General features: G+C 35.9%; 17 protein-coding genes. 13 read left to right on the top strand and 4 right to left on the bottom strand.

The annotated features are described in order from the left end of the window. Positions 1-322: 322 nt before the first annotated feature. The 3 genes from ACXAGJ_RS15990 to ACXAGJ_RS15980 all read left to right on the top strand — a co-directional run bounded on the left by ACXAGJ_RS15990 (position 323) and on the right by ACXAGJ_RS15980 (position 2,789). A complete protein-coding gene (locus ACXAGJ_RS15990) occupies positions 323-808 on the top strand; it encodes a hypothetical protein (RefSeq protein WP_474841141.1) in 486 nt (161 codons plus the stop codon). A 128-nt stretch (positions 809-936) separates the two neighbouring features. Next, positions 937-1,188 (top strand): type B 50S ribosomal protein L31, encoded by a 252-nt coding sequence (locus tag ACXAGJ_RS15985; RefSeq protein ID WP_073314555.1) that lies wholly within the window; start codon positions 937-939, stop codon positions 1,186-1,188. A gap of 425 nt (positions 1,189-1,613) precedes the next feature. Beyond that, positions 1,614-2,789 carry a GlmU family protein gene (locus ACXAGJ_RS15980; protein WP_474841140.1) on the top strand — a complete coding sequence of 392 codons (1,176 nt, stop codon included), beginning with the start codon at positions 1,614-1,616 and terminating at the stop codon, positions 2,787-2,789. Here ACXAGJ_RS15980 and ACXAGJ_RS15975 read toward each other — a convergent pair. After that, entirely contained in the window at positions 2,786-4,417 is a 1,632-nt protein-coding gene (locus tag ACXAGJ_RS15975) for an ABC transporter substrate-binding protein (RefSeq protein WP_474841139.1), read from the bottom strand. The genes ACXAGJ_RS15980 and ACXAGJ_RS15975 overlap by 4 nt on opposite strands. Before the next feature lie 104 nt (positions 4,418-4,521). Here ACXAGJ_RS15975 and mtaB point away from each other — a divergent pair, with 104 nt between their 5' ends. Continuing rightward, positions 4,522-5,859, top strand: a complete 1,338-nt coding sequence (mtaB, locus tag ACXAGJ_RS15970) for a tRNA (N(6)-L-threonylcarbamoyladenosine(37)-C(2))-methylthiotransferase MtaB (RefSeq protein WP_474841138.1) — start codon at positions 4,522-4,524, stop codon at positions 5,857-5,859. 56 nt (positions 5,860-5,915) lie between these two features. Here mtaB and ACXAGJ_RS15965 read toward each other — a convergent pair whose 3' ends face one another. After that, the gene (locus ACXAGJ_RS15965; protein WP_474841137.1) at positions 5,916-6,227 is read right to left on the bottom strand and encodes an N-acetyltransferase; all 312 of its coding nucleotides are present in this window, start codon (positions 6,225-6,227) and stop codon (positions 5,916-5,918) included. A 280-nt stretch (positions 6,228-6,507) separates the two neighbouring features. Here ACXAGJ_RS15965 and ACXAGJ_RS15960 point away from each other — a divergent pair, with 280 nt between their 5' ends. From ACXAGJ_RS15960 to ACXAGJ_RS15950, 3 genes are all read left to right on the top strand, one after another. Next, entirely contained in the window at positions 6,508-7,179 is a 672-nt protein-coding gene (locus ACXAGJ_RS15960) for an alpha/beta fold hydrolase (RefSeq protein ID WP_474841136.1), read from the top strand. Between the two features lie 66 nt (positions 7,180-7,245). Next, positions 7,246-8,193, top strand: a complete 948-nt coding sequence (locus tag ACXAGJ_RS15955; protein WP_474841135.1) for a lytic transglycosylase domain-containing protein — start codon at positions 7,246-7,248, stop codon at positions 8,191-8,193. Between the two features lie 57 nt (positions 8,194-8,250). Next, positions 8,251-8,619 carry a sulfite exporter TauE/SafE family protein gene (locus ACXAGJ_RS15950; RefSeq protein WP_474841134.1) on the top strand — a complete coding sequence of 123 codons (369 nt, stop codon included), beginning with the start codon at positions 8,251-8,253 and terminating at the stop codon, positions 8,617-8,619. A gap of 11 nt (positions 8,620-8,630) precedes the next feature. Here ACXAGJ_RS15950 and ACXAGJ_RS15945 read toward each other — a convergent pair whose 3' ends face one another. Together ACXAGJ_RS15945 and ACXAGJ_RS15940 are read right to left on the bottom strand one after the other, a co-directional pair. Further along, positions 8,631-9,473: a TlpA family protein disulfide reductase gene (locus ACXAGJ_RS15945; RefSeq protein ID WP_474841133.1), complete on the bottom strand. Its 843-nt coding sequence runs from the start codon at positions 9,471-9,473 to the stop codon at positions 8,631-8,633. A 150-nt stretch (positions 9,474-9,623) separates the two neighbouring features. Next, the gene (locus tag ACXAGJ_RS15940) at positions 9,624-10,139 is read right to left on the bottom strand and encodes a tetratricopeptide repeat protein (protein WP_073314537.1); all 516 of its coding nucleotides are present in this window, start codon (positions 10,137-10,139) and stop codon (positions 9,624-9,626) included. 175 nt (positions 10,140-10,314) lie between these two features. Here ACXAGJ_RS15940 and rpmH point away from each other — a divergent pair, with 175 nt between their 5' ends. From rpmH to ACXAGJ_RS15910, 6 genes are all read left to right on the top strand, one after another. Further along, a complete protein-coding gene (rpmH, locus tag ACXAGJ_RS15935; protein WP_073314535.1) occupies positions 10,315-10,473 on the top strand; it encodes a 50S ribosomal protein L34 in 159 nt (52 codons plus the stop codon). Between the two features lie 102 nt (positions 10,474-10,575). Continuing rightward, positions 10,576-13,428 carry a carbamoyl-phosphate synthase large subunit gene (gene carB, locus ACXAGJ_RS15930; RefSeq protein ID WP_474841132.1) on the top strand — a complete coding sequence of 951 codons (2,853 nt, stop codon included), beginning with the start codon at positions 10,576-10,578 and terminating at the stop codon, positions 13,426-13,428. Between the two features lie 181 nt (positions 13,429-13,609). Further along, positions 13,610-15,883 carry a glycoside hydrolase family 3 N-terminal domain-containing protein gene (locus tag ACXAGJ_RS15925; protein WP_474841131.1) on the top strand — a complete coding sequence of 758 codons (2,274 nt, stop codon included), beginning with the start codon at positions 13,610-13,612 and terminating at the stop codon, positions 15,881-15,883. A gap of 107 nt (positions 15,884-15,990) precedes the next feature. Then, a complete protein-coding gene (locus tag ACXAGJ_RS15920; RefSeq protein ID WP_073314529.1) occupies positions 15,991-16,545 on the top strand; it encodes an RNA polymerase sigma factor in 555 nt (184 codons plus the stop codon). A gap of 156 nt (positions 16,546-16,701) precedes the next feature. After that, positions 16,702-17,712 (top strand): FecR family protein, encoded by a 1,011-nt coding sequence (locus ACXAGJ_RS15915; RefSeq protein WP_474841130.1) that lies wholly within the window; start codon positions 16,702-16,704, stop codon positions 17,710-17,712. A 139-nt stretch (positions 17,713-17,851) separates the two neighbouring features. Then, a complete protein-coding gene (locus ACXAGJ_RS15910; protein ID WP_474841129.1) occupies positions 17,852-21,301 on the top strand; it encodes a TonB-dependent receptor in 3,450 nt (1,149 codons plus the stop codon). Position 21,302 lies beyond the last annotated feature (1 nt).

Below are 21,302 nucleotides of genomic sequence, written 5' to 3'. Positions count from 1 at the left end.
GATTCCTTTTAATATGCTTTCTAATATCAGTATACAAATATAAAAAAATGTTACAATTGTAATAAAATTAGCGTTTTATCGGGATAATTCATAATTTTATCGTATCTTTAGCCAGATGTTTACGGTTTTACCACATGTAATTTAAGGCGTGAACAGTGGAAAAATAAGGGGATTTACTCAATACAGGGGGATTTGGCGTAAATGATTGATTTTTTGAGTGATATGAGTTTTTCTCTTGAATTGGAATGTGAAAAAGATGAATTTTTAACAGAATACCCCAATTTTAAATTGAATAAAAATATATTAACAAAAAGAATCACGTATGAGAAAATTATTACTTTTTTTAATAGCCGTTTCGGCTATAGGAATTTCATCTTGTACTAGGGATGATGTTGAAGAGATTTCTCAAGTAGAGAAGGAATTATTGGTGGAGCAAATGCTTGTTGAGTTAAATGAGTCTGTGAAAACAGGTAAGTATCAGCAATTTATTATTGTTTTAGGTCAAAAATCTTCAACTGAGAGCTTGAGCGAAGCGGAAATGGAAGCTTTGTTTTTGGAAATCTTAGGAGAAAAATCGCAAACATTTTTAAATCTATTTCTTCAGTTGAAAGCGATTAACATGACAGGGGAGGAGTTTACAGCGATATCTGAACAATTTAAACATTTGATATCTGTTAATGATACAAAACGCTTAAAAAAATCTTCTTCGGATTGTGATAACCAAAGTCTTATTTGTGCTATCATTAATTTTTTAAGTGAGATAAATTCGGAAGGTGAAAAACCTAAAGATCCTAAGGAAGAAGATTAGAGTGAAAATAAATAAGTCTTATTAAATAAGTGCTTAGATGAAATTTAAAACTGTTTATTGTAAAAATATTTTGCAATTAAGAAATTAGTTGTAAATTTGCACCTCGCAAAAAAGAAAAGATAAACCAAATGAGAAAAGGTATTCACCCAGAAAATTATAGATTAGTAGCTTTTAAAGATATGTCTAACGACGAGGTTTTTATTACTAAGTCTACTGCGAATACTAAAGAGACTATCGATGTTGATGGTGTTGAGTATCCGCTAGTGAAGTTAGAAATCTCTAGAACTTCTCATCCATTCTATACTGGAAAATCAAAACTTATCGATACCGCAGGACGTATCGACAAGTTCAAAAACAAATACGCGAAATTCAAGAAGTAATTTGGCGACACCGTTTACAAAAAGCCTTTCCGAGCAGGAAGGGCTTTTTTGTTTGTACACTTCGACTCCGCTCAGTGTACGCCAATTATCACCCTATCGAGCCCTGAGGCTCTCGAAGGGAGAAGTACGGTTCTACTCAGCATACGTAACGCTATTTGTGTGTAGTAACATTATCGAGCACTGAGCGGAGTCGAAGTGCGGCTACACCCGGCACACATAACTAATACATATTTCAATTATAGCATATCGAGCACTGAGCGGAGTCGAAGTGCGAAGTGCAGCCTCTTATCAACGCACCATACAACCAAAATCAAAACCTCTCCACTATTTATTTCCAAATAAAATAGCTCAACCGCATTATTTTTAAGACCAACGTGCTTATTTTTGTCGCAGTTAACCAATAGTAACTTTTTTGATCATAGCACATGAACTACATTCTTTTTGATGGGCCTTCGCGCAATGCTTTATTACCATTTACTTATACAAGACCTGTAGCAGATATACGAATCGGGATCTTAACCATTCGTGAGAAATGGGAGCAACACCTGGGGTATACCACTTCTACCGTTACCGAAGAGTATTTGAGTGATAAATTCCCAATGGTGGAGCTGGAGGATAATATAATGATCAATGCCTCGTATTTGCCTACGACGGATTTGGTAGCCAAAATCAAAGAGTTACAAGAAAATCAAGCCATTTTTGATGGTGAAGAGCCAATTGCCTTTTTTGTAAAAGAAGATCAGGAAGTAGATTTTGAAAGCTTTGCCATTGTACAATACGAGCAGGAACTGCTTACGGTTAAAAATACCTGGGATATCTTCTCTAAAAATGAGCAAGCCATTGCTCAAGATTTTGCACTGGTTACCGCCGATAGAGAAAGTCAACCCATACCCGAAAGCAATCGCGTGATTGCTCCAGAAAATGTATTTATCGAAGAAGGAGCAAAACTAGAGTTTACGATATTGAACGCTAGTGCGGGACCCATTTATATAGGTAAGGATGCCGAAATTATGGAAGGCAGCATCATCAGAGGTCCTTTTGTACTCTGTAATAACGCTACGGTTAAAATGGGAGCTAAGATTTATGGAGGAACCACTGTAGGACCACACTCCAAAATAGGAGGAGAGGTGAATAACTCGGTAATTTTTGGATATAGCAATAAAGGACATGATGGATTTATTGGGAATACCGTACTGGGCGAGTGGTGTAATCTGGGTGCAGACACCAATACTTCGAACTTAAAAAATAATTACGCTCCTGTACGCCTTTGGAGTTACGAAACTGAAGGTTTTGCTAAAACAGGACTGCAATTTTGTGGATTAATGATGGGAGATCATTCCAAATGTGGGATCAATACCATGTTTAACACCGGTACTGTAGTTGGAGTAAATGCTAATATTTTTGGTGGTGGTTTTCCGCGTAATTTTATTCCTAGCTATAGCTGGGGTGGTAGCGCTGGTTTTACCACCTATCTTACCAAAAAAGCCTTTGATGTGGCACAAGTGGTGATGGATAGACGTAAAGTCGAGTTTACTGAACAGGATAAAAAGATATTAGAACACGTTTTTGAGACCACTAAAGACTGGAGAAAAAACTTCTAGTCGAGTTTCTCTTTCCAAACTCGTTTTAAGATCAGGAAATTTTGAGGGTTATTCGTTAGTCCTCTCACATTTTTTTGTGTAAAACGGACTACTTCGTCATAATATAACGGAACAATAGGAGCGTGGGCTACGATGATAGAATCCATCTTGGCATAATATTGTTCTCGTATTTGATCATCGGTAATCAAAAAACTTTCCTCATACAAACGATCAAAAGTTTCATTTTTGAAATGCGTGTAGTTTGGTCCATTGGGTGTATGGTTTTTACTATAGTAGGGAGATAAAAAGTTCTCGGCATCGGGATAATCGGCAATCCAACTCGCTCTGAAGGTATCTAATTTACCAGCCCATTTCTTTTGTCGTATGGTTGAGGAGGGCATCACATCTACAATAATGTTGATCCCAATTTTTTCGAGTTCGCGTTGTATGTATTCACAGATGGTTTGATAATTAGCATCGGTAGCGATACGAACTGTGGGGGCGTTATCTCCGGTTTCTTTTTTATAAGCTTCGACTAGTTTTCTGGATTTTTCTGGATTGTATTCAAATCCTGGAATATTGGCATATCCAGGGATTCCTTTAGGGATAAAACCATTTTCCGCAGGCATACCAATACCATTTTTAAGATAGGTAATCATTTTTTTACGATCAAACCCATGATTTACTGCTTTACGCAATAAAAGCGATTGAATTTCCTCTTTTTCGGTATCCAGATAAAAGCCCAGGTATTCAGAGTTTAGGTAAGGTCCTTTGCTAATATTGATTCGATCTTTGTATTTATCTCTTAGTTTACCACTGGGTGTTAAAAGCTCATCTTTATACGAAGCATCCAAACTGTTTAATAAATCGATCTTTCCTTTGGCAAACTGTAAAAACTCACTTTGCTTATCGGGTAAAAAGGTAACTGCTACCGCTTCAAGATAGGGGAGTTGCTTGCCGTTGTCATCTTTTTCAAAATACAATTGATTTTTACGAAAGACTAATTTTACGTTTTCTTCCCATAGCTTGAATTTAAAAGGACCTGTACCAATAGGATGCGCTCTAAATTCGTCACCATAATACAAAACCGCTTCTTTGGGTACTACAGAGCAGTATCGCATGCTCAAAAGTCCCAAAAAGGCAGGGAACGGCATGTTGAGTTCTATTTTCAGGATGGTATCGTTAACCGCGCGATAGTGTTTTACATTTTTCAATACCCAATTCCCAGGCGAGGCAACTTTAGGATCTTTTAATCGGTTAAAACTGTACACAAAATCCTTCGCAACCACTCTTCTGGTGCTGTCTTTGGTATTAAAAGCAGCATGTCTATGAAATTTCACATCATTCCGAAGGTAAAAAGTATAGTGTAAGGCATCTTCAGAGATTTCCCAGCGTTTGGCGATATCCGGTTTGATGTGCAAATTATCGTCCAACTGTACCAATCCGTTAAATAATTGATTTGTAGCCCAAATATTGGCTACATCTCTGGCAAACGCTGGATCTAATGAACTTACATTCTCGTATTGATTGTACCGAAAAACATGATGATCTCTATCTTTTTCTTCAGAATTACTACAAGAAACAAGTGTTAAGCCTATATAAATTATTGTTATATAGCAATTTATGTGGAAATGATAATTGAATTTCAATTTTAGTAAACGAATTATTGTTGGTATATTTGCACCCTCAAATTTTATTGTAAAGGATAAAGATAAAGAGATTTCTGCCTTCAAGGAAAACGACAGCTGGTTTTATGAGAAAAAAAGTTGCTTTTTATACGTTGGGATGTAAACTGAATTTTTCAGAAACATCGACTATTGCCCGAAGTTTTGTAGACGAAGGTTTTGATCGTGTGGATTTTGCAGAGCATGCAGATATTTATGTGATCAATACCTGTTCGGTAACCGAAAATGCGGATAAGCGATTTAAAACTATCGTAAAACAAGCACAAAAAGTAAACCCAGATGCGTTTGTGGCTGCTGTAGGATGTTATGCGCAATTAAAGCCGGAACAACTGGCTGCGGTAGATGGAGTGGATTTGGTACTGGGAGCGACAGAAAAGTTTAAGATTACTGATTACATCAATGATCTGTCTAAAAATGATTTCGGGCAAGTACATTCTTGTGAGATCGAAGAAGCTGATTTTTATGTAGGGAGTTACTCGATCGGGGATAGAACTCGTGCGTTTTTGAAAGTGCAAGACGGTTGCGATTATAAGTGTACCTATTGTACGATTCCTCTAGCACGAGGAATATCGCGTAGTGATACCTTGTCTAATGTGTTGAAAAACGCCAAAGAAATATCTGAACAAGGAATCAAAGAAATCGTACTTACTGGTGTTAATATTGGGGATTACGGTAAAGGGGAGTTTGGGAACAAAAAACATGAGCATACCTTTTTTGAATTGGTACAAGCCTTGGATCAGGTTGAAGGTATAGAGCGATTACGAATTTCATCTATTGAACCAAATTTGCTGAAAAACGAAACTATAGATTTTGTATCCCAATCCAGAACCTTTGTGCCGCATTTTCATATTCCGTTGCAATCCGGTAATGATGAGATTTTGAAATTGATGCGCCGCAGGTATTTGAGTGATCTGTATGTGGATCGAGTGACAAAAATCAAAGAAGTAATGCCACATGCCTGTATTGGGGTAGATGTGATTGTTGGATTTCCTGGAGAAACTGATGATCATTTCCTGGATACCTATAATTTCTTGTCGCAATTAGATATCTCTTACTTGCACGTGTTTACCTATTCTGAAAGGGACAATACAATTGCAGCTGATTTGGATGGTGTAGTGCCTATGGATGTGCGTAAAAAGAGAAGTAAAATGTTACGTGGTTTATCTGTGAAGAAACGAAGAGCATTTTATGAAAGTCAGATAGGGACAGAACGAACAGTATTGTTTGAATCTGAAAATAAGGAAGGTTATATCCACGGCTTTACCGAAAACTACGTAAAGGTAAAAATGCCATGGAATCCGGCTTATGTAAATACCTTACATCGGGTGGTGTTGACAAAAATTGATGATGATGGGATGGTGCGATTTGATTTTGTGCCAGAACCCGAAAAAATACAAGAAGCATAAACAAAAAAAATCTGCAAGTAATTGCAGATTTTTTTTATTCTATATACGTTGTAAGACTATATGTTTATTCCTACGGGTAATAAATTTTTGTATTTCCTTCTATTTTTCCGCATAAATTTCGCAATCGTAGGGCTTGTGGGGACCAATCTTATGTTGCGATCTTCGATAATGTTGAAAACAGCAACGATAAAATCTTCCTCAAATCCTTTCTTTACTAGTTCTTCGCTCATGATGAGTTTTGTCAGGAAAATTTTTCTTTCCTGTTGGGCGTACTCGATGGTCGCTTTCTGACCTTCAATTGTAGTCTCAAATTGTCTTAGAAATTCATTGTCAATAACTTCTAATCCAACATCACTCAAGTTCTCCATATTGTTTTTTAATTATGAGGTAAATAAGTTTTACTTATGGGGTAACCCCCTTGATTAACTGACTAACATCCGAAAGCAACACGCAAAACCATATCCGAAACTTGATAGGTTCAGTAATTATTTTGTTGATGCCTAACTAAGATTTGTTAGTTTACATTCCCTGTTTCAATAAAAAATTATTGATGTATTTCCTTTTATCTAAAGGGGGAATACTATAATTTTGAGTTGCAAAGATAAGAAAATTAGAGCTTTAAACTTTAATAGTACTGTTAAAATACCTATGTCGCAGGAAGTTACCCATGTTTATTTTGTGCCAGGAATGGCTGCCGATGTTTCGATTTTTGAACATATACGTCTGCCAGAAGCACATTTTAAGACCTACACCATCCCTTGGAAAATCCCAAATAAGGAAGAATCTATTGCGGATTATGCGCAACGTATGTGCGAAGAAATCAAACATAAAGACGCCGTATTGCTAGGGGTTTCGTTTGGAGGGGTGATTGTTCAGGAAATGAGTAAATATTTGCAACTTAAAAAACTTATTATCGTTTCTAGTGTAAAGAGTAAAGATGAATTGCCAAAGCGAATGAAAATCGCTCGTAAAACCGGACTGTATAAGTTGTTGCCGACTTCAGTGGTTTCTAAAATTGATAATTGGGAAAAACTGGCTTTTGGAGATTTTGCCAAAAAACGAGCAGCGATGTATCAACGCTATTTATCAGTGAATGATAAAGGATACTTGGACTGGGCGATCAAGAATATGGTTTGCTGGGAGCAAGAGGAAGCTCCAGAGGATCTAATTCATATCCATGGGGATAAGGATATTGTTTTTCCGATAGCGAATATCAAAAATTGCATAACGGTTGATCAGGGGACGCATGTAATGATTGTAAATAGGGCGAGATGGTTTAATAAACATTTACCTGAAATAATCGGGGATAACTTGCATTAGTCTAACTTTTTACGTTATATTGTAATCTAAATTTTATTTCCCCAATAAAATAAAACCTACTTAGAGATGAAGATGATAAAAAAAGTATTAGTTTTTTTAGGAGTGCTGTTTGTTTTCAGTATTCTTGTAAATGCAACGCAGGAAGAACCTCAAAAGACCCCTGTACAAGAACAGCTTGAGGATAATTTGGTAAACGACTACAATGTTTACGCTATCCCAATGCCTGATAATCTGAATTTTGCTGGAGAATTAGTTCCTATCGATAACCCGGATATCCGAGAGCGTATGGATAGAGAGTTGTTGGTAAATACCTACTGGCAATCTAATGGGTTGTTACTTTTTAAACGTGCCAACAAATATTTTCCTGTTATAGAACCTATTCTGAAAGAAAACGGAGTTCCTGATGATTTCAAATACCTTGCTGTTATTGAGAGTAGCTTGACGCAAGCGGTATCGCCAGCTAGAGCAACTGGTTTTTGGCAGTTATTGAAAGGAACTGCAAAAGAATATGGGTTAGAGGTAAATCAAAATGTAGATGAGCGTTATCATATCGAAAAATCTACAGAAGTAGCTTGTAAATATCTAAAGAGTGCTAAAGAAAAGTTTGGATCCTGGACGTTGGCTGCTGCAGCCTACAATGCAGGTCGTGCAGGGATCAATAGACAGTTAGATAGACAAGATGCTGGATCTTACTATGATTTATTGTTAGGTGAGGAGACAGGACGTTATGTGTTTAGAATTGTAGCGGTAAAAGAGATTTTAAGTAACCCGAAGAAATATGGATTCAACTTCAATGACGAAGATTTGTATAAGCATATTCCTACGTTTAATGTGTTTGTGGATGAGCCTATTACTGATTTCAATGAGTTTGCCAAAATACACGATATCAATTATAAGATTTTAAAATTGCATAATCCTTGGTTAAGAGAAACCCACTTGAATAATACCACAGGTAAGGAGTATTTTATAAAAATTCCTAGAGACGGATATTATAATGTAGGTACCGGACAGTAATTAAATCTCCCATTTTACAAGTTTTTTAAGTAAGTTAGCTGCTTATATATTACAATCATGAATATAAGTGTGCTAGTCTCTTTGGTGCTAATCGGATTATTAGCTGGTTTTTTTAGTGGAACTTTAGGTATTGGCGGAAGCGTAGTGATGATTCCGTTAATGTTGCTGTGGTTGAATTTTTCGCAACATGAAGCACAAGGGACAAGTTTGGCTGTACTTGCAGTACCAGTTACCTTATTGGCTGCCTATAACTATTATCAAGAAGGACATGTCAACTGGAAATATGCCGGTATTATTGCTATTACCTTTATTGTAGGTGGATACCTAGGCAGTAAACTTGCGATATCTATCAATCAAGTTTTGCTCAAAAAAATATTTGGGGGTGTGCTTTTACTAGTAGCTCTAAAAATGATTTTGGGAAAGTAGCGAACTCAATATTAGTTTTTGTCTCTTAACAGGTTTCGCAACGAATCTTTTTCTCTTTTGTATTTTTCGTACTCTTCGTCGATTCTTCTTTCTTCGGCAGTTCTGCCATCTTCACCCACTTCTTCATCTTCGGCTTCTTTTTCTTTAAGTGCTTCAGTGTCTGTGTCATCCTTAAGTAGACCTTTTCTATCAAGGTCAGCAATGATAAGAGATACTCCCTTAGACAGGGAATTGAAATGAATGTTATAAGAATTACTCAAGGTTTCGCTAGAGTGATGTGTTTCTATTTTCTGAATATTCAATAATTTTTTTTCTTCATCCAAAAAATACATCATCGGGAATCCTAGTGCGTGTTTAAGCTTATTTACGATATACGAGTCCTGGTTTGTCTTTTCGTCGACATAAACCATTTGGATGTTCTTGCTATAGTCGTCGCTTTTGTCTTTTAAGTTTTCTTTGGTGTCCCAAAACAATACAACAAAATCAATCTGATCATGAAATCTATCTGCTAAATCATTAAGTGCAGGGATTTCTCCAATTCCAGGAACACACCATGCGGCATATGTAATTAAAAATATGGGTTTTTCGTATTCTTTGAAAGTGATAGGCTCCTCCTTAATAGTGTTAAAGGTAAAGTCATCCATATAGGTTCCATTAAGATGATTGGTAACCAAAGAATCAAATAAAAAGGTGGCCCGCTCTAAGTCGTTTTGTCTATAGGCTTCATCCATCTTTTGATTATACTTGACGATATGAGCAGAAATAGCGACAGAAAAGGGGATTCTTACTTCTTCTTGCGCAAATACATTACTACAAAAAGAGAAGAGTATTCCTAGAATTAATAATTTTCTCATTCTAAAATAATTACAATAGCTAATGTACTATAAAGTCCTTAAAAATAAGCTTTTTTGTTATAAAAACTAATGCTCCCTACTTTAAGGTTTTCAACAATAAAGCTATACAAGACTTATTACATAACGTAATATAGTAAACAATTAGTGTGCCTAAATTTTCTTCATTTGCTGTTTCATCATCGCAATCTGATCTTTAAGCATACCATGCTTATCCAATTTTTTGGCTTCAGTAAGCAAAGTTTGTGCTTCTCTCTTTCTTCTTTTGGTCATTGCGATACCAGCAAGGTTAAGTTTTGCTACGGCCAAATCTTGATTCATTGATAGCCCTAGCTTAACCGCTTTCTTTAAATATTTTTCGGCTTGTGTGATATTGGTTTGGGATAGCATGATCCCTAAAAGATAATTATAGTATCCTTGTTGCTTTGTAGTAAGGGCAACTTCTGGATTTTTTATTTTGTCTAGCCATTTTTTTGCACCATCAAAATCTTGTTTGCGCAGTCTTAAAAAAGCAAGCAAAATCATTTCGTTTTTAAAGTATAAAAACACAAAAACCAGTGATAATAAAATTAGCATGATTCCATTACCCGTGTATCCTTCTATGATTTGCCATACGCCAGCACCAATAATTAGAGCTGCTATTACTAATTTTATATTTTTATTGAACATTGAAAATGTGTTATTTTGTAAGTCGCGGCAAAGGTAATAAAAACAAATAAAAATATTTTGATATTTAGGTTTGTCAAAGTAAAAAGTCTTCGTATATTTGCCCGCAGTTTTGGGTAGAGATATCCGAAAGATTCAAAATAAGGTATTCAAGAAGATTTTATAAAGATAGATAGTAATGAAAAGAACGTTTCAACCATCGAAAAGAAAGAGAAAAAATAAACACGGTTTCAGAGAGCGTATGGCTTCTGTAAATGGTAGAAAGGTATTGGCTAGAAGAAGAGCCAAAGGAAGAAAGAAATTATCTGTCTCTTCAGAATTAAGACATAAGCATTAATGAGAATGCGTAGTTTAAAATATTAAAGGTGTTACTTTATCGGTAACGCCTTTTTTTATATCTGCTAGAAAAAAATAATATATACAACACAATTTTAAGTACATGCCAAAAAGAGAAGACCTTAAGAGTATATTGATTATCGGATCTGGACCGATTGTAATTGGGCAAGCTTGTGAATTTGATTATTCAGGATCGCAAGCATTGCGTTCATTAAGAGAAGATGGAATTGAAACGATTTTGATCAATTCGAATCCTGCAACGATTATGACTGATCCATCTATGGCGGATCACATATACCTTAAACCTTTGAATACGAAATCGATTATTGAAATCTTAAAAGAACACCCTCAGATAGATGCGGTATTGCCTACGATGGGTGGTCAAACTGCGCTTAACCTGTGTATCGAAGCAGATGAGAAAGGGATATGGAAAGATTTCAATGTTGAGATCATTGGTGTAGATATCGACGCCATCAATATTACCGAGGATAGAGAGCAGTTTAGAGAGTTAATGCTCAAGATAGGAATCGGAATGGCGCCTCAGGCAACTGCTAACTCTTATTTGAAAGGTAAAGAAATTGCTCAGGAGTTCGGATTTCCATTGGTTATTAGAGCTTCCTATACTTTAGGAGGAGCCGGAGCTTCTTTTGTATATAAAGAAGAAGATTTTGATGAATTGTTGACTAGGGGATTAGAAACTTCGCCAATCCACGAGGTAATGATCGATAAGGCCTTGATCGGATGGAAAGAATACGAATTAGAGTTACTGCGTGATAATAATGACAATGTAGTTATTATCTGTACGATAGAAAACATGGATCCAATGGGGATTCATACCGGAGATTCGATCACCGTTGCGCCAGCAATGACATTAAGTGACAAGACCTTCCAAAAGATGCGTGATATGGCAATTCATATGATGCGTAGCATTGGGGAGTTTGCGGGAGGATGTAACGTACAGTTTGCTGTTAGCCCTGATGATAAAGAAGAAATAATTGCAATCGAAATTAATCCAAGAGTATCCAGATCTTCTGCATTGGCATCAAAAGCTACTGGATACCCTATTGCAAAAGTAGCAGCCAAATTAGCGATCGGTTACAACTTAGATGAGTTGGATAATCAAATTACAAAATCTACTTCGGCATTATTTGAGCCTACTTTGGATTATGTCATCGTTAAAATACCACGTTGGAACTTTGATAAATTTGAAGGATCAGACAGAACGCTAGGATTACAGATGAAAGCTGTGGGAGAAGTAATGGCTATTGGTAGATCTTTCCAGGAAGCGTTGCATAAAGCTACACAGTCTCTAGAGATCAAGCGAAATGGTTTGGGAGCCGATGGTAAGGGGTATAAGAATTACGATCAGATTATAGAAAAGCTTACCTATGCCAGCTGGGATAGAGTATTTGTGATCTATGATGCTATCCAAATGGGGATTCCATTGAGTAGAATCCATGAGATTACCAAAATAGATATGTGGTTCTTGAAACAATATGAAGAACTGCATAATCTTGAAAAGGAGATTTCTACCTACACGATACAGTCACTTACCAAAGATTTGATTTTAGAAGCAAAACAAAAAGGATTTGCAGATAGACAAATTGCACATATGGTAGGTTGCTACGAAAGTGAAGTGTATAACAAAAGAGAAGAGTTGGGGATCAAACGAGTATATAAGCTTGTAGATACCTGTGCAGCAGAGTTTAGAGCAGAAACACCTTATTTCTATTCTACTTTTGAAGAAGAAATAGAAACACCAGAAGGGGTAGTGTCTGTGCATAATGAGAGTGTAGTAACCGATAGAAAGAAAATTGTAGTATTGGGTTCTGGTCCTAACCGAATTGGACAAGGAATCGAGTTTGACTATTGTTGTGTGCATGGGGTATTAGCTTCTGCAGAGTGTGGATATGAGACGATCATGATCAACTGTAATCCAGAAACGGTTTCTACAGATTTTGATACTGCTGATAAGCTATACTTCGAACCAGTTTTCTGGGAACATATCTACGATATCATAAGACACGAAAAGCCAGAAGGTGTTATTGTGCAGTTAGGAGGGCAAACAGCTCTTAAACTTGCAGAGAAGTTGGATCGTTACGGAATCAAGATTATCGGTACAAGCTACCAATCCCTTGATTTGGCAGAGGACAGAGGAAGTTTCTCGACCTTATTAAAAGAAAATGGAATTCCTTATCCAGAATTTGATACTGCAGAAACAGCAGACGAAGCCCTAGCAGTGGCAGATCGATTAAATTTCCCGATTCTGGTAAGACCTTCATATGTACTAGGAGGACAAGGGATGAAAATCGTGATCAACAAGCAAGAGTTAGAAGAGCATGTAGTTGACTTGTTACGTAAAATACCAAACAATAAGTTGTTATTGGATCATTATTTGGATGGCGCGATAGAAGCCGAAGCTGATGCGATCTGTGATGGAGAGAATGTATATATTATTGGTATCATGGAGCATATCGAGCCTTGTGGTATTCACTCTGGAGATTCTAATGCTACATTGCCTCCTTTTAATTTAGGAGAATTTGTGATGCAACAAATTAAGGATCATACCAAAAAGATTGCACTTGAGTTGAATACAGTTGGATTGATTAACATCCAGTTTGCGATCAAAGATGATAAAGTATATATCATCGAGGCCAACCCAAGGGCTTCTAGAACGGTTCCGTTTATTGCAAAAGCTTACGGAGAGCCATATGTAAATTATGCAACCAAAGTAATGCTTGGAGAAAAGAAAGTAACTGATTTTGATTTCAAACCACATTTAAATGGATATGCGATCAAGCAACCGGTATTCTCTTTCAATAAATTCCCTAACGTAAATAAGAAGTTAGGACCAGAAATGAAAAGTACTGGAGAGAGTATTTTATTTATTGATGATCTTAAAGATGATCAGTTCTATGATTTGTACTCACGTAGAAAGATGTATCTAAGTAAATAAGCATTTTGACACATAAAAATAAGCCGGATTCTGCTAGTTAGGATCCGGCTTATTTTGTTAAATACGTAAAATTTTAAGTTATTTTTTTGGACTCCTTAAAAAAAACTTAATTTTTTTTGTCTATGCATCGTAAATTGGGTTCTCTGTATAATAGTATCTGAGAAATAAATTTTATATTGATATGAGAACCGTCACTTTCCTAATTATGATTTATGGAATAGCATTATTTTCCTCTTGTGCCTTCAAAGAAAAAGAAGAAATTTCAGATCCAATAGATAAAAAAGTAGCAGAATTGATGTCAAAAATGACCCTAGAAGAGAAAATAGGTCAGATGACTCAAATCACGGTTACTGCTTTAGAGAAGAGCGGATCTCCAGGTGTTTTGGATAAAGAGAAGCTGAGAGAAGCTATCCATAAATATAAAATAGGTTCTATATTAAATGTACCTAACCCTGGTGCACCTACACCACAACGGTGGTATGAAGTATTGAACGAAATTCTAGAAGAGACGAATAAAACCGATAATAAGATCCCTGTGATATATGGCATTGATGCTATACACGGAGCCAGTTATACCGCTGGTGCCATTTTGTTTCCCCAGCAGATTGGTATGGCAGCAACATGGGATCCAGAATTGGTTGAGAAATGTACGGCGGTTTCTGCATATGAAACAAGAGCTTCTTCGATCCCATGGGTATTTTCTCCAGATTTGGACTTACCTAGAAACCCAGCATGGTCAAGACTTTGGGAATCTTTTGGAGAGGATTCTTATTTATCTTCCGAAATGGGAGTAGCCATGGTAAAAGGATTTCAAGGAGATGATATTGGGGATGCCAACAAGGTTGCAGCTTGTATTAAACATTATATAGGATATGGTAGTCCAACAACAGGTAAGGATAGAACGCCGAGTATCATACCAGAACGAGTGTTGAGACAATACGATTTACCGATATACGAAAAGAGTGTAGAAGCCGGAGCCAAAAGTGTAATGATCAGTTCTGGGGAGATCAACGGGACACCAGTTCATGCTAGTAAAAGAATTATTACTGATATTTTAAAAGGGGAACTTAACTTCAAAGGATTCGTGGTTACCGATTGGAAAGATATTATTTATTTACATACTCGTCATAAAGTAGCAGCAACCATGAGAGAAGCTGTAAAAAAATCTGTAATGGCAGGTATTGATATGAGTATGGTTCCTGAAGACTATACGTTTTATGAAGAATTATTCTCTTTGGTTAGTGATGGAGAAATACCAATGGCTCGAATTGATGATGCAGTACGAAGAATATTAAGAGTAAAATATGAATTAGATTTATTTAGAACACCAGTTACTAATCCTGAAGATTATCCGGATTTTGGTACAGCCTCTTCTTCGGCCTTGGCATACATTGCAGCTTCAGAGTCTATTACGTTATTAAAAAATAAGGAGAATGTTTTACCATTATCCAAAGAAAAGAAAGTATTGGTTACAGGACCAACCGCAAATAGCATGAAACATCTAAATGGTGGTTGGTCTTATACATGGCAAGGGGAGAAGAGTGATCAATACGCTAAAGATAACCTGAATATTAAACAGGCTTTTGAAAAGAAACTGGGGCAAGAAAATGTATTATATGCTCCAGGGGTATCCATTTTTGAAGAAATAGATATTGCCAAATCGGTTGCTCTGGCAAAACAAGCAGATTATATCGTGTTGTGTTTGGGTGAACATAATTATACGGAAACTCCAGGAGATATTGATGATTTGGTAATTACAGAACCACAAGTAAAATTGGCTGAAGCATTGAGTAAACTGAATAAACCAATCATTTTGGTACTTAATGAAGGAAGACCAAGAATTATCAGCCAGTTTGAAAAGGATATGGACGGAGTGTTACAGTGCTATCTTCCAGGAAATGAAGGTGCAAAAGCCTTGGTTGATGTGGTTTACGGAGATGTAAATCCAAGCGGAAAGTTACCGTACAATTACCCGCGATATACCAGCGCTTTACAAAAGTACAATCGTAAGTATACTGAAAGCCTTGGGGATAGTGAACAAAATGATGATGCAGATTATCAAAGAAGCTATAATCCACAGTGGGAGTTTGGTTTTGGATTGTCCTACACCACTTTTGAATATAAAAATTTGAGTTTTGATAAGGTTTTCTTCAAAAAAGGAGATGCTGTAAAAGTGAGCGTAGATGTACAAAATACTGGAGAGAGAAAAGGAAAGGAAGTGGTGCAATTGTATATCACAGATCTTTATGCGAGTATTACTCCAGAAGTAAAATCATTGAAAAGGTTCAGTAAGATTGAACTTCAACCAGGAGAAGTTAAGACCGTTTCGTTTACAATCAATGTAGATGATCTCAAATTTGTAGATGAAAATAACCAGTGGATCGCAGAAAGTGGGGAGTTTGAAATTTCTGTAGGAAATTTGGTCAAAAAAATCGTTTTAGAAAAAGAGATATAAACGTTTTTGATTATATTTATATATAAAAAAAATGTTAAATTAATCTTGAAAAGGTACTAATGAGGTTATATTTTTAAGGAATTCATAAATTACACAAATTCGTTCAAATGCAAGTCGTTACAAATGTTGATGCTATATTATGGTCTAAAGTTAAACAAGGAGATTTAGAAGCCTTTAATTCACTTTATGATAAATATATAGATACGTTGTATGCATTTGGGACACAACATACCAACGACAAAGATCATGTTATGGATTGTATCCATGATTTGTTTGTGGATATCTACAAGTATAGAAAGAAATTATCTGATGTAGATAATGTGAAATTCTACCTTTTTAAATCTTTAAAACGTAAGATTAATAAAAAGTTCAAGTCAAAAATTAAACTTTTTTCGGCAGACGAGAATAGAAAAGAAATAGTATCTATGAATAGTTCTGTCGAAGAATCTATTATACAATCTGAAAAATCTGCAGAAATCAGTGCTAAACTTTCTTTGGCCTTAACCTCCCTATCTAGTAGGCAAAGAGAAGGATTGTCCCTCAAATTTGATGAAAAAAAGTCTTACGAAGAAATAGCTGCTATCCTTGGGATTTCTATCGAATCCGTAAGAACTCTTATCTACAGAGCAGTAAAAAAACTCCGAAGTGAAATAGAAGTATAGCCAATCAAAAAAATAATATTAGATTTTTGTCTATGTTTTTTGATATGAGTGCTTTAGTATGTATAAGATCAATTCGTTATGTATCAGAATGATGGGTTGCGTCGAATTAAAAAACGTGTTGATAAAGAAATATTGTAATTATATAATATCATAAAGATGTTAACGGAAAAAGAAAAGGAATTTTTAAAATCTAGGATAAATACCTCCATTGTTGAACATAATCGCAAAAGGAAAAAAAGGAAGGTGACCTATTTTTTTGGTATGGCGGCGGCAATGATTTCAGTGTTATTGCTGTCGATAGTCTACCAGAATAAATTCACAAAGACTTCGAAAATCAAAAATTATGTGGATGCCAATAAGGTGAATTTGATTCAAGAAGGAGATGTGAAACTTGTATTACACGACAACAAAGAAATCAATATACAGGAAAAAGAATCTAATATCGAATACTCGAGTACTGGAGATCAAGTGAATATCAATAGTTCTGAGAAGGTAGCGCAAGTAGCCAAAGAAAGTTATAATACGATATTGGTGCCTTATGGGAAAAGAACAAAACTTACCTTATCAGACGGAACCAAAGTATGGTTGAACTCTGGATCTAAACTTACATATCCGGTTGCATTTGTTGGAAATAAAAGAGAAGTGCACTTAACGGGAGAAGCGATTTTTGATGTTAGACACAACCAGAAAAAACCGTTCTATGTATTGACTAATGATTATGATATTAAGGTTTTAGGAACAGTGTTTAACGTAAGTAGTTATGAAGATGATTCCTATACTAGTACAGCTCTAGAACGTGGAAGCGTAGAAATCAAATACACTTCAAATTCTATTTTTGGAAATTCTAAAATAAAAATCAAGCCAGGAACATTAGCTGTTTATAGTCATAAGAACAAGACGATAAGAAGCAGTAATGTAGATGTTGCAAAATATATGTCTTGGAGAGAAGGGAAGTTCATTTTCAAAAAAGAACGTCTTTCGGGGATTGTAAAGAAACTATCCAGATTTTATAATGTACAGATTGTTATCAATGATGAGGATCTTAAGAATGAGACTTTCTCTGGACATTTGGATTTAAAAGATAGTATCGAGAAAGTGATCGAAATCATTAAGGAAACCACTGATTTAAAATATGAAAAAGAGAACGGTAAAATTGTAATTAACTAAACAGAAAATATATGAAATAACAGAACCACCACCTCCATTTTATTTACTTCATAAAAAAGTCAGAAAATGCGGCAACATTTTCTGACCAGAGTCATCTTGTATTGCGTAAAGCAATACTTAACGCATAAAAAACAAAATTATGAATAAAAAAGCTAACTGTCACTCTTTTTTATCCAAAAAGAAGACATACAATTTTTTATTAACCATTATGAGGGTTTTTATTTTATTCTTGTGTCTGGGGCTATCGAGTGCATACGCATATAACTCTTACTCACAAACAAAGCTTACTATTAACGTCGAAAACGCAACTTTGGAAGATCTGTTCGAGCAGATACATTCTCAAAGTGAGTTTATATTTTTCTACAAGGACGACGTATTAAAAAAGGATCATAAAGTAACGCTTAATCTAAAAAGATCTACAGTAAACGAAATACTGGATAAAGCATTAACGCAAACAGGTCTGGTATACAAAGTTATTGATCGGCAAATTGTCATATCAAGGCAAAAAATTGAGCCAATTACGAAAACGTTTTCAGACGCGCTTACTGTTCAGACTTCAATTTCTGGAACGGTAAGTACATCAGACGGATCTCCTTTACCAGGGGTAAATGTATTGGTAAAAGGAACTTCGACAGGTACACAAACTGATTTTGACGGAAAATACACACTAGAAGTTTCTAGTGGTGATATTTTAGTCTTTTCATATATTGGTTTTGTAACCAAAGAACTAACATTTGCAGGTCAATCTTCAATGGATGTTACCTTGCTAGAAGATGCTAGTGAACTTAGTGAAGTAATCGTAACAGGATATACAACACAAAGTGCAAGAAGTATTACAGGATCGGTAACTATAGTAGAGTCTGAAGCTATTGCAGCTACTACTCCTGCTAGTTTAGAGCAGGCACTACAAGGACAAGCAGCGGGGGTTACTGTTGGTGTTGAAGGTGGACCAGGAGGAAACTCGGCGGTAAGAATTCGTGGATATGGTACTATTAATGGTAATGATCCATTATATGTAATCGACGGGGTACAAACAGGACAAGGTTTAAATGATTTAAACCCTAATGATATCAAATCGATTCAGGTTCTTAAAGATGCAGCAGCAGCTTCTATTTACGGTATTGGTGCTGCAAACGGTGTTATCGTAATTACGACAAAAAACGGAAACAAGAACAATAAAGTTTCTTTTAACTATAGTGCATTAACAGGTGTTGATTTTATTCCGGAATCTGTATTTCCAGAGTTTGCTACACCACAACAAATTGCAGATGCACGCTGGCAAGCTTTATCAAATGATGGTTTGGCACTTTCTCATCCACAATATGGTACAGGACCTAATCCAGTACTTCCGGATTACATTCTTCCTGAAGGTTTTGTGGGAACACTTGATGAGAGTACGTATAGTTTTCCAAATAATAGAATTACTAGAGCAAATCAGGCAGGAACCGATTGGTTTGATGCATTTTTTGATACTGCATTTGTACAACAACATAATATTTCTGCTACTGGAGGAGGAGAAAATTCGAAGTTGTACGTAGGACTTGGTTTATTAGATCAAGAAGGGGTAGGACGTGCTACTAGTTTTGAAAGATATAACCTAAGAGTAAACTCTGAATTTGATATCACTGACCATCTTAGATTAGGAGAGTCTGTAAACGTATCGTATTCAGAAAGAATCGGAATTATTGACCCTGTAGGGAGTTCAAGTAACCAAAATAATGAAGGACAAATCGCATCCTTATATCGTAGTAACCCTTTAATTCCTGTTTTTGATATTCAAGGAAATTATGCAGGTACTGCTGGTATTGGAGGGGTTGGTAATGCTTCAAACCCAATTGGGCAAGCAGATCGAAATGCAGAAAACCCTACAGAAACCATTAGAGCCTTAGGTTCTATCTATGCCGAAGTAGACATTTTTGATGGACTATCGTTAAAAACCACATTTACTGCAGATTTAACAGCTACTAAATTTTCATTCTTTAGACCTGTAGATTTTGAAAATTCTGCAGCGAGACAAGTAAACTTGTTAAGAGAAACATCTACAGATATTTTTAATACGAACTGGTACAATATTTTACAGTACAAAAAGATCTTTAATGGTGTGCATAGTGTAGATGCTTTCGTAGGTACGGAATTTAAAAAGAACCGATTCGAACAATTCTTTGCTCAGGTAACAAATTTCTTACAGGATGATCCTGATTTCACCTTCATTAGTGCAGGTACAGGTGTGCAAACAGTAGGTAGTGGACAGTCAAAATCTTCTAGTTTTTCTGTTTTCGGAAAAGTGGATTATGCATATGACGATAAATACTTAGTAAGTGCTACCGTGCGTCAAGATCAATCTTCACTTTTTGAAGGAGGTAATCAAGATGCTGTTTTCCCTGCATTTAGTTTAGGATGGAGATTATCAGGAGAGAATTTCCTTGAGGACTCTCCCATAGTTGATAATTTATTATTAAAGTTTAGCTGGGGACAAGTAGGAAACAACTCGATTCCTGCGTTTAGAGGAATCACATCTTTTGCTTCGAACCTGAACTTTTATAACTATAATGGAAATACTGGATTTTTCTTATCCAATATAGGAGATCCAGATCTTACCTGGGAGACCACAACCACAACCAACATTGGTATTGCAGCTACGTTGTTCAACAATGTATTAAGTGTTGATTTAGACGTGTACGAAGCCGTAACCGAAGATATGTTATTGGCAGTACCAGTAGATCCTACCGTGTTTGGTAATACTATTGGTTCTATCTTTAGGAACTTTGGTCAGATGACGAATAGAGGATTTGATCTTGGAATTTCGTATTCAAGTAATCCTGAAAGAGCTTTTACGTATTCGGTAGGTCTTAACGTGTCTCACTATAAGAACGAAGTAGACTTCTTAGATGAAAGTAACTTGGATCAAGTAATTGCAAATCCAAATTTAGGATCACAAACTAGATTCGAAACAACCAATACATTAGCAGGTGAGCCTATTTCTTCATTTGTTGGATTTACTTGGGAAGGAATAGACCCAAATACGGGTAGAGCTATTATTACTGGAGATGCCAGAGATATTATCGGAAGCCCGCATCCTGATTTCACTTACGGAATTAATTTCGATGCTACGTATAAGAATTTCGACTTATCAATGCTTTTCCAAGGATCTCAAGGAAATGATATTTATAATCTAACTAGATTCTGGACAGATTTCTCAAATTTTGAAGGAGCTAGAAGTTTAGACTATATCAGAAACTCATGGTCTCCAACAAATCCAGGAGGTACTTTGCCAGCATTTACGCTTAGTGCAGATGAGTCTGTGGGATCATCCTACTATATCGAAGATGGATCTTATGTAAGATTAAAAAACATAGCTGTCGGATATACCTTGGGAGATGCGATTAGTGAAAAATTGAAGTTAGATAAGATTAGATTTTTCTTGCAAGGAAAGAACCTGATTACGATTACTGATTATTCTGGTTTAGACCCTGAGATCAATTTATCAAACTACACCAACCAACAACAAGCCAACCTGGAAATCGGAGTTGATAGAGGAGCATACCCAGTTTCACGTTCAGTAAACCTGGGAGTAAACGTTTCATTTTAAA

The organism is Aquimarina sp. AWH4_224, from assembly GCF_056160245.1.
This window is presented reverse-complemented; position numbering and strand designations above follow the sequence as displayed.